This is a genomic window from Streptomyces geranii (assembly GCF_002954775.1).
Taxonomy (GTDB): Bacteria; Actinomycetota; Actinomycetes; order Streptomycetales; family Streptomycetaceae; genus Streptomyces; species Streptomyces geranii.
The window spans coordinates 176276-184786 of record NZ_PJME01000016.1; the positions used below are offsets into that span (position 1 = coordinate 176276).

Sequence of the window (8511 nt, forward strand, 5' to 3'; positions counted from 1 at the left end):
GTCAGAACCGGTACGCGTCCACCTCGGCGAGGTACCGGGCCCGCCGCTCCTCGTCATCGTCGAGGAACGACGCGAGGAACGAGTTCCGCGCCAGCTCCCGGAGCCGCTCCTCGCCGAGGCCCAGGGCCTCCCGTACCGCCCCGAAGTTGTCGCCGACGTACCCGCCGAAGTAGGCGGGGTCGTCGGAGTTGACGGTGCAGAGGAGGCCGGCGTCGAGCATCGCGGGCAGCGGATGCTCGGCGAGGACGTCGACGGCGCGCAGCCGTACGTTGGACAGCGGGCAGAGGGTCAGCGGCACGCGCTCGCGCACGAGCCGAGCGACCAGCTCGGGGTCCTCCATGCAGCGCAGCCCGTGGTCGACGCGCTCGACGCCGAGGACGTCGAGGGCCTCGGTGATGTAGGCGGGCGGCCCCTCCTCCCCCGCGTGCGCGACGCGTCGCAGCCCGAGGGCGGCGGCGGCCTCGTACACCTCGCGGAACTTCACCGGCGGATGCCCGACCTCGGCGGAGTCGAGCCCGACGCCGGTGATCCGGTCGAGGTAGGGGCGGGCCGCGTCGAGGGTCTCCATGGCGGAGGCGGCGGACTGGTCGCGCAGGAAGCACATGATGAGCCGGGTGGAGACGCCGTGCGCCGACTCGCTGTCGCGGAGCGCGCGCCAGAGCCCCTCGACGACGGTCCCCATGTCCACGCCCCGGGCGATGTGGGCCTGCGGGTCGAAGAAGATCTCCGCGTGCCGTACGCCCTGGGCGGCGGCGCGGGCGAGATAGGCGTCGGCGAGGTCCGCGAAGTCCTGCTCGGTGCGCAGGACGGCCATCAGCTCGTAGTACAGGTCGAGAAAGGACTGCAGATCCTCGAAGAGATACGCCTTGCGCAGTTCCTCGGTGTCGGCGTAGGGCAGCACGACACCGTTGCGAGCGGCGAGCGCGAAGGCCAGCTCGGGTTCGAGGGTGCCTTCGATGTGGAGGTGCAGTTCGGCTTTGGGGATGGGCATCAAAGAATCGTACGGCCGTTTTACCGCCGTTTCGGAACCGGCACCCTCAGTAGGTCATGGGCGACGGTCAGCTCGCCCTCGTACCCGGCGGCCCGGGCCTGCCGCTCGAACTCGTCGGGGTCGGAGTAGCGCTGGCTGAAGTGGGTGAGGACGAGATGCCGTACGCCGGCGTCCCGGGCGACGGCTCCGGCCTGACCGGCGGTCAAGTGCCCGTGGTCGGCGGCGAGTTGCTGATCCTCGTCGAGGAAGGTCGACTCGATGACGAGCATGTCGCAGTCGTAGGCGAGTGCGTGGACCCCCTCACACAACCGGGTGTCCATGACGAAGGCGAACCGCTGCCCGCGCCGCAGCTCGCTGACCTCGTCGAGGGTGACGGCCCCGAGGGAGCCCTCGCGCTGGAGTCGTCCGACGTCGGGCCCCTTGATGCCGTGCGCGGCGAGCAGTTCGGGCAGCAGACGGCGCCCGTCGGGTTCGACGAGGAGGTAGCCATAGGACTCGACGGGGTGGGAGAGCCTGCGGGCTTCGAGCCGGTAACCGGGGGTGGTGGCAAGGACCCCGCCTTCCCCCGCGAGCGGCGCCTGGCCGATCTGGACGGTCTCGCGATAGGCGGTGGCGTAACGCAGCCGGTCGAAGAACTTCTGCCCTGATCGGGGGAAGTGGGCGGTGATCTCGTGCGGGACGCGGTCGAGGTTGATGCGTTGGATGACGCCGGCGACGCCGAGGGAGTGGTCGCCGTGGAAGTGCGTGACGCAGATCCGGTTGAGGTCGTGGGCGGCGACCCCGGCGCGCAGCATCTGGCGCTGGGTGCCCTCGCCGGGGTCGAAGAGGATGCCCTGGCCGTCCCAGCGGAGGAGGTAGCCGTTGTGGTTGCGGTGCCGGGTGGGTACCTGGCTGGCGGTGCCGAGGACCACCAATTCACGTCCGGACATGGCGAGTTGTCCCGTTACCCCGTTACCCGGGCGGCCACTGCATGCCGCGTCCGCCGAGGACGTGCGCGTGGGCGTGGAAGACGGTCTGGCCGACGCCGCTGCCGGTGTTGAAGACGAGGCGGTAGCTGTCGAGCTTCTCCTCGGCGGCGATCTCACCGGCCTCGCGCAACACGTCGGCGGCGATGGCGGGTTCGGCGGTGGCGAGGGAGGCGGCGTCGGGGTGGTGGACCTTGGGGATCACCAGGATGTGCGTCGGCGCCTGGGGGTTGATGTCCCGGAAGGCGACGGTGGTGTCGGTCTCCCGGACGATGGTCGCCGGGATGTGCCCCGCGACGATCTTGCAGAACAGACAGTCGTCGTCTGTCATGCGTGTGCCTCCTCAGGTTCGCCGATCATTACGTCGGCATGGTATCGGCACCCCTTACAGGCATGACTCGGCTCAGGATCCAGTACCCACTACCCCTTGCTCGACAATCAGGACGTGTCGCGCTGTCTGCGGGTTCAGGGCTGACGTGGCTGACGCGCCACCTCGTGCAGTCGCTCACGTGCGGCCCGCAGCAGCCCCTGCGACCACTCCGAACGCGTGACTCCCTCGGGCGGTCTCATCGACTCGGCGTGGCTGGCGCCCAGCGCGCGGGCGATCGCCTCCACCGCGAAACGCTGCATGAGATCGTCGTTGCACTCACCCCGGCCTTCCTCGGCAAGTTTCAGCGGGGTGTGGAGCAGTCCGGCGTCGAACCCGTCGTGCAGGATCTCCCCCGCCCCCGCCCCCGTAACCGCGGCTGCGAACGCGTCGTCGTTCAGGTCCCACTCGGGGGAACCCAGCAACTCGAGAATCTCCTTCCGGTAGTTCGCTGAGCGTGTTGGACGGCCGCTGGTATCGGCCGAGCCATCCGTAGGTGCTGTCGGTGGCCGTGTCCAGTGCGTTGCCGTATTCGTCGAAGTGCTGAACGCTGCTGGATACGCTGGCGTGAAGCCGACAGCAGGGCAGGAGCCCATAGACTGCCGGCACGGCGCGGGACCGCGATGCAGGACGACACCGTGACCGAGCCACACGGCCAGGACCCCACACTCGGGAACTGCTGCGGGCCATGCAGTAGATGAAAGATGACCTGCGCGATGACTGTGCCGCACTTACCGCCGGGTACTGGTCGGGAATGCGTTGCGGGCCCCCCGATCGAGGGGCCCACAACCTCAGGGTGACATCATCGGCAGCGCAGAGATTATCGCTGCGGTCGATTCCGTCTGATCCCCGCGAGCAGCGCCACAGCCGCTATGACCATCAGCATCACACGCGCAATGATGGCGATATCTCCCATCTCGACAATCCAGTTCCGAAGAACCGGCAGCTGAGTAATGCAGAATATTCCGATACTCAACGCCCAGACGCCGAAATAGCGCGGCTTTCCGACACCCTTGAGCCGAGACGGGGACCGACCGGTGAGAAGGGCCACGCCTCCGAGCAGGCTGAACGCGCACCCTATGGCGAATACCGCGTAGTCCACGATTTGATTCACGTCCATTTCGTCATTCTGTGCTCACGCTGGGGTAACCGAACTTGATCTTGAGCTTCGCGCCCCTGGACGGATGGTTCCCCAGATGCGTCTGGAGCTTCGCGCTGAGAACCCAATAGTAGGCCGCGAAAGCTTCCGCGAGGAGGCCAGCCAGGGCTCCGAACCCCGTGTACCAGGCAACGCCGCCTATCGCCACACCCGCGAGTGCGGTCGTGGCCGCACGCTCATTGAAATGGTTGACCAGCTTGGCCTCCCGCTGATGAGTCATGTCGATCTCGTAGCCCCACCAGTGCCAGTGATGCCCGTTGTAGTTGTGCTTGCTCAGACCCGAGAGGTCGAGGCACGTGACAGGATTCCCGGAGCAGTATTCGTAGCCGTTCGCGTTTCCGCCATAGACGGCGTCCCGACTCAGGAAGCGACCGGTCGTCGGGTCGAAAAGGCGAACCCCCATAGCCAGGTCGTCGAATCCGCAGTCCGCTCCGACAGCACCTCGATCTTCCGGTTCTGCGTCCGTGCCATCAGCATGGCCGACGCCACCGAATCCGCCGACGAGGCGGCCGACTTGGCATCGGACACCGTGGTCACCGTCTCCGTCACACCGGAATCTGCCGCGAATGCAGCCCCCGTGTTCAGCGACAACAGCGCCGTCTCCGCAGCCAACACAGCGGCCACCGCGCTCCAACAAACTGGCCAGGGGTGCGGGTGCGTCCCCCGAGTGGGGAGCCAGAGAAAGGGTGTCAGGTGTCTTCCAGGTGAACAAGATGCTCCAGACCAGGCAAAGTCCCCCCACAGGTCCAGCTCAAATCTCTTGCTTCAAGGAACCCTTGACACGTTGACGGCCGTGAATTCAAACGTTTCCCCATGAGGTCACCATGTGACCATCAAGGAGAATCAGACAAAAGATCTCTGATCAGACATCAACTTTTCGCCATCCTTCACGGAAGGCACGCGACTCCCACAGCAATCTTTTACGAACCCGTGATCGGTGGCACCCGGGGCCGCCACTCCATCCTGCTGGCCAGCCTCCGCCCAGGCCAGTTGCATCAGCGGGCGCCACTGCCGCCCTTGGCCCCTGTCCTTCGGGGTCCATCAGACCGGAACTGCCCTCTCCACGACGTGACGCGGAGAGGGCGGTTCCGGGTCCAACCCGGCTCCTCAACCCAAGGCGCCCTACGACTCCGGCAACCCCGGCGCCCTCTTCGCCGGCCGCTCCTCCAACGACTCCAGCGCCAACCGGATCGCCTCGTCCAGCTGCACATCCCGCCCCGCCGCGTAATCCTGCGGCGCCTGCACGACCTCCACGTCCGGGTCGACGCCGTGGTTCTCCACGCCCCACCCGTAACCCTCAAGCCAGAACGCGTACTTGGGCTGGGTCACCAGCGTCCCGTCGACGAGCCGGTAGCGGCTGTCGATGCCGATGACGCCGCCCCACGTCCGCGTGCCGACGACCGGACCGATGCCCAGCGCCTTGATCGCCGCGTTGACGATGTCCCCGTCCGACCCCGAGAACTCGTTCGCGACGGCGACGACCGGACCGCGAGGGGCGTCCTCCGGGTAGCTGTACGGGCGTAGACCGCGCGGGAGATCCCACCCCACGATCCTCCGCGCCAGCTTCTCCACCACCAACTGAGACGTGTGGCCGCCCCTGTTCTCCCGGACGTCGACGACCAGGCCCTCCTTCGCGACCTCGATCCGCAGGTCGCGGTGGATCTGGGCCCAGCCGGGCGCCTGCATGTCGGGGACGTGGAGGTAGCCGAGTCGACCGCCGGACTTCTCGGTGACGTACGCCCGGCGGTCCGTCACCCACGCGTGGTAGCGCAGCGGTTCCTCGTCCGAGACCGGTACGACGACCACGTGCCGTGGGTCGCCGCCGCCCGAGGGCGAGATCGTCAGCTCGACCGGCTTGCCCGCCGTACCGACGAGCAGTGGGCCGGGACCGGCCACCGGGTCGACCGGCTGACCGGCGACCGCGACGATCGCGTCGCCCGGGCGTACCGCGACGCCGGGTGCGGCCAGCGGGGAGACGCCGTCCGGGTCGGAGGTCTCGGCGGGGAGGATGCGGTCGACGCGCCACAGCGGGGTGCCCTGGGGGCCGTCCTCGTGGCGGGTGATGTCGGCGCCGAGGAGGCCCTGGCGTTCACCGCCGCCGTAGCCGCCGCGCGGGGTGACGTAGGCGTGCGAGGTGCCCAACTCGCCCTGGACCTCCCAGAGAAGGTCGACCAGGTCATCGTGGGTGGCTACGCGTTCGAGGATGGGCCGGTAGCGGGCGAGGACGCCGTCCCAGTCGGTGCCGCCCATGTCCGCGCGCCAGAAGTTGTCGCGCATGATGCGGCCGTTCTCGTCGTACATCTGCCGCCACTCGACGGCCGGGTCGACGGACTGGCGTACCCGCGACAGGTCGACGGTGATGTTCGTGTCGCTCTCGTCGTCGTTCGACGCGCGACGATCGCTCGGTACGACCTTCAGCTTGCCGTCGGTCCACAGCAGGACGCGCTTGCCGTCGCCACTGACGGCGAAGTGGTCGGCGTCCCCGGCGAGGTGCTCGATGCGCTGCTGGGCGAGGTCGTACCGCTCCAACTCCGTCTTCGGGTCGGGGTCGTCCGGCGTGGCCCGGGAGGAGCCGAGAACTCCGCGCACGGGATGGCGCAGCCACAGCACGCCGTCCTTGGCCGCCCGCAGGTTGCTGTAACGGGCCGCCTCCACCGGGAACGGCACGATGCGGTCGGCGAGCCCGTCGAGGTCGATCCGGGTCGCCGGGGCGCCCTCGCTGTCCGGGGTCTCGTCCTTGTCCGGCGCCTCGAAGGGCCGCCCGTGCCGCTGCGGCCCGAAGGGCGAGGGCGTGGTCGCGGCGAGCGGGATGAGGTGCGGACGCGAACCGCCGACGAAGGCGAGGTCGAACACGTGCTCGTCGTAGACGGGGTCGAAGGAGCGCGCGGACAGGAAGACCAGGTGCTTGCCGTCGACCGTGAACGCCGGTGAGTAGTCCCGGAACCGGAGCGGAGTCGCCTCCGTCACCGACAGATCGGTCGTGTTGGCGAGCTTGAGCTGACGCAGCGGACGCGGCCCGGGGTGGGACCAGGCCAGCCACGCCGAGTCGGGCGAGAAGACCAGCCCCGACACATCACCGTCACCGCTGCGGTCGACCTCCCGCACCTCCCCCGACTCCCGCTCGACGAACAGCACCCGCCCGTCGTGCGAGGCGACGGCGGCCCGGCTGCCGTCGGGTGCCATGGCGAGACCCAGTACGCGGCCCAGTTGCCCTGCGGCGAGCCTGCGCGGGGTGGCGCCGGGCGCGACGCCGGTCGCCGGGGCGAACTCCAGCGCGTCGTCGCCCTCCGCGTCCGTCACCCACACGGCCCACTCCTCGCCGTCCACCCGGAACGCGCGGGGCAGCCGGGCCCGTACCCCGTGCCCGGAGGCGAGGACGCGAGCCGGCCCCGACCGGTGGGTGACCCAGTGCACGGACCCGCGCACGCCGATCGCGCTCCCGCGCCCGGTGTGGTCGGGCGCCCCGGAGTTGAACCACCGCGAGGCACTGACCGGATGCGGCTGCAGATCGACCCGCTGCCCGCCGAGCCGGATGTCGAGCCGACGCGGCTCGGCCCCGTCCAGATCGTCCAGCAGCCACAGCTCACCGGCGGAGGAGTACACGACACGGCTGCCGTCGCTGGCCGCGTGCCGGGCGTAGAACCCGTCGACTCCCGTGTGCCGCCGCAGGTCCGAGCCGTCGGCAAGGGACGAGTACAACGCCCCCACGCCCTCGTGGTCGGAGAGGAAGGCGATCCGCTCCCCGGCCCACACCGGGTATTCGAGGTTCCCGTCGAGATCGGCGTGCAGCCGTACGAAGTCTCCTCCGCCCTCCCGGTCGATCCACAACTTGCCCGCAGTACCGCCCCGATACCGCTTCCACCAGGCCGCCTCGCGTCCCATGGGAGCGGAGAGAAGGACGGTCGCCGGGCCGCCGTGGGCGACGTCGCCGACGGGGCCGTACGGCAGGACGGTGGCCGGGCCGCCGTCGAGCGGGATCGCCCGGGCCCAGGAGCGGCGGAGGCTGGCCTGGCCCTGGGTGCTGATGGCGAGGACGTGTCCGTCGGGGGTCCAGCCGCGCACCTGTGTCCTCGAACTGCCCCAGTAGGTCAGCCGCTTGGCGGGTCCGCCGTCGATCGGGGCGACATGCACCTCGGGGGCGCCGTCGCGCGTGGACGTCCAGGCCAGGCGGGTGCCGTCCGGGGAGATACGGGGATGGGTCACCGGCACGTTGTCGGCGCTGACGCGCCAGGCCCGGCCGCCGTCGAGGGGGGCGACCCAGACGTCGTCCTCGGCGGTGAAGGCGACCAGGTCGCCGTGCAGATGCGGAAACCGGAGATACGCAGGCGAAGAGGGCTGAGTCACCCGATCACCCTAAGCAGCGATCACGCCACTGGACAGGGGTTTCGATCAGTTCCTTACCGTTCCTAGAGGCTGAGCGGGAGTGAGTCCTGTTGCCAGGTCTCATGCTCGGCCGAACGCCCCGGACGGTGTTGGGCGTTCTGGTTGCCCGCGTTCGCTCCTCGTCCGGGCGGCACGGATCGTGTCCGTGGTCCGGGGATGCGGGGGCGGGTTCCCTCACGCCCAGGAACATCTGATCCGGCCTGGACGGTCCGATGCCCCGCACGATCACTCCGGTCGTGTGGGGGCGGTGCCGTCCGTCGCCGGATCGGGTGTCCCTGGGCGCGCCTTCCGATCGCCACGGCGGCAGCATCGTGGCGAGTGGTCGTGCGGGTCGTGCTGGTGAGGGGCTTCTGCCAGTGCTGGGCGCCCCAGCGGCTGGTGTAGGCGGGGTCGACGGCAATGACCGCGACACCCGTCTGATCCACCATCGAAGACAGCCGGGCACGGAGTTTTCCGGTGGGCATGCCGGAGATCAGCTGGCGGAAGCGTTTCCTGCGGCCGTGTTTCTCCCGGGTCTTCTCGGCGGTGAAGTCCAGGTCCTCGACCGCGATCGCCTTCACGCCGCAGGCGCGGGCCCAGTGCAGGAGGCGGGTGAGGGCGTGGCGGACCTGGGCGTCGCGGTGTTCGGCGGTGCCGGTCAGGTCGT

Annotated in this window: 8 protein-coding genes and 1 pseudogene; all 9 read right to left on the reverse strand. The window is 69.3% G+C overall.

The window, feature by feature from the left end; all coding sequences use genetic code 11:
• Position 1 precedes the first annotated feature (1 nt).
• Positions 2 to 991 (reverse strand): adenosine deaminase, encoded by a 990-nt coding sequence (locus CW359_RS22520; RefSeq protein ID WP_105971872.1) that lies wholly within the window; start codon positions 989 to 991, stop codon positions 2 to 4.
• A gap of 20 nt (positions 992 to 1011) precedes the next feature.
• Positions 1012 to 1920 carry a ribonuclease Z gene (locus CW359_RS22525; RefSeq protein ID WP_105971873.1) on the reverse strand — a complete coding sequence of 303 codons (909 nt, stop codon included), beginning with the start codon at positions 1918 to 1920 and terminating at the stop codon, positions 1012 to 1014.
• Between the two features lie 22 nt (positions 1921 to 1942).
• Positions 1943 to 2287: a histidine triad nucleotide-binding protein gene (locus CW359_RS22530; protein ID WP_105971874.1), complete on the reverse strand. Its 345-nt coding sequence runs from the start codon at positions 2285 to 2287 to the stop codon at positions 1943 to 1945.
• Positions 2288 to 2421: 134 nt separating this feature from the next.
• Entirely contained in the window at positions 2422 to 2748 is a 327-nt protein-coding gene (locus CW359_RS22535) for a hypothetical protein (protein WP_105971875.1), read from the reverse strand.
• 395 nt (positions 2749 to 3143) lie between these two features.
• Positions 3144 to 3443 carry a hypothetical protein gene (locus CW359_RS22540; protein WP_105971876.1) on the reverse strand — a complete coding sequence of 100 codons (300 nt, stop codon included), beginning with the start codon at positions 3441 to 3443 and terminating at the stop codon, positions 3144 to 3146.
• A 4-nt stretch (positions 3444 to 3447) separates the two neighbouring features.
• Positions 3448 to 3885 (reverse strand): RHS repeat-associated core domain-containing protein, encoded by a 438-nt coding sequence (locus CW359_RS22545; RefSeq protein WP_105971877.1) that lies wholly within the window; start codon positions 3883 to 3885, stop codon positions 3448 to 3450.
• A complete protein-coding gene (locus tag CW359_RS22550; protein WP_198655336.1) occupies positions 3843 to 4106 on the reverse strand; it encodes a hypothetical protein in 264 nt (87 codons plus the stop codon). The genes CW359_RS22545 and CW359_RS22550 overlap by 43 nt, the downstream gene beginning before the upstream one ends.
• Positions 4107 to 4604: 498 nt before the next feature.
• Positions 4605 to 7826 (reverse strand): S41 family peptidase, encoded by a 3222-nt coding sequence (locus CW359_RS22555; protein ID WP_105971878.1) that lies wholly within the window; start codon positions 7824 to 7826, stop codon positions 4605 to 4607.
• Positions 7827 to 7888: 62 nt separating this feature from the next.
• A pseudogene (locus CW359_RS22560) lies at positions 7889 to 8511 on the reverse strand (IS200/IS605 family accessory protein TnpB-related protein); the annotation flags it as partial.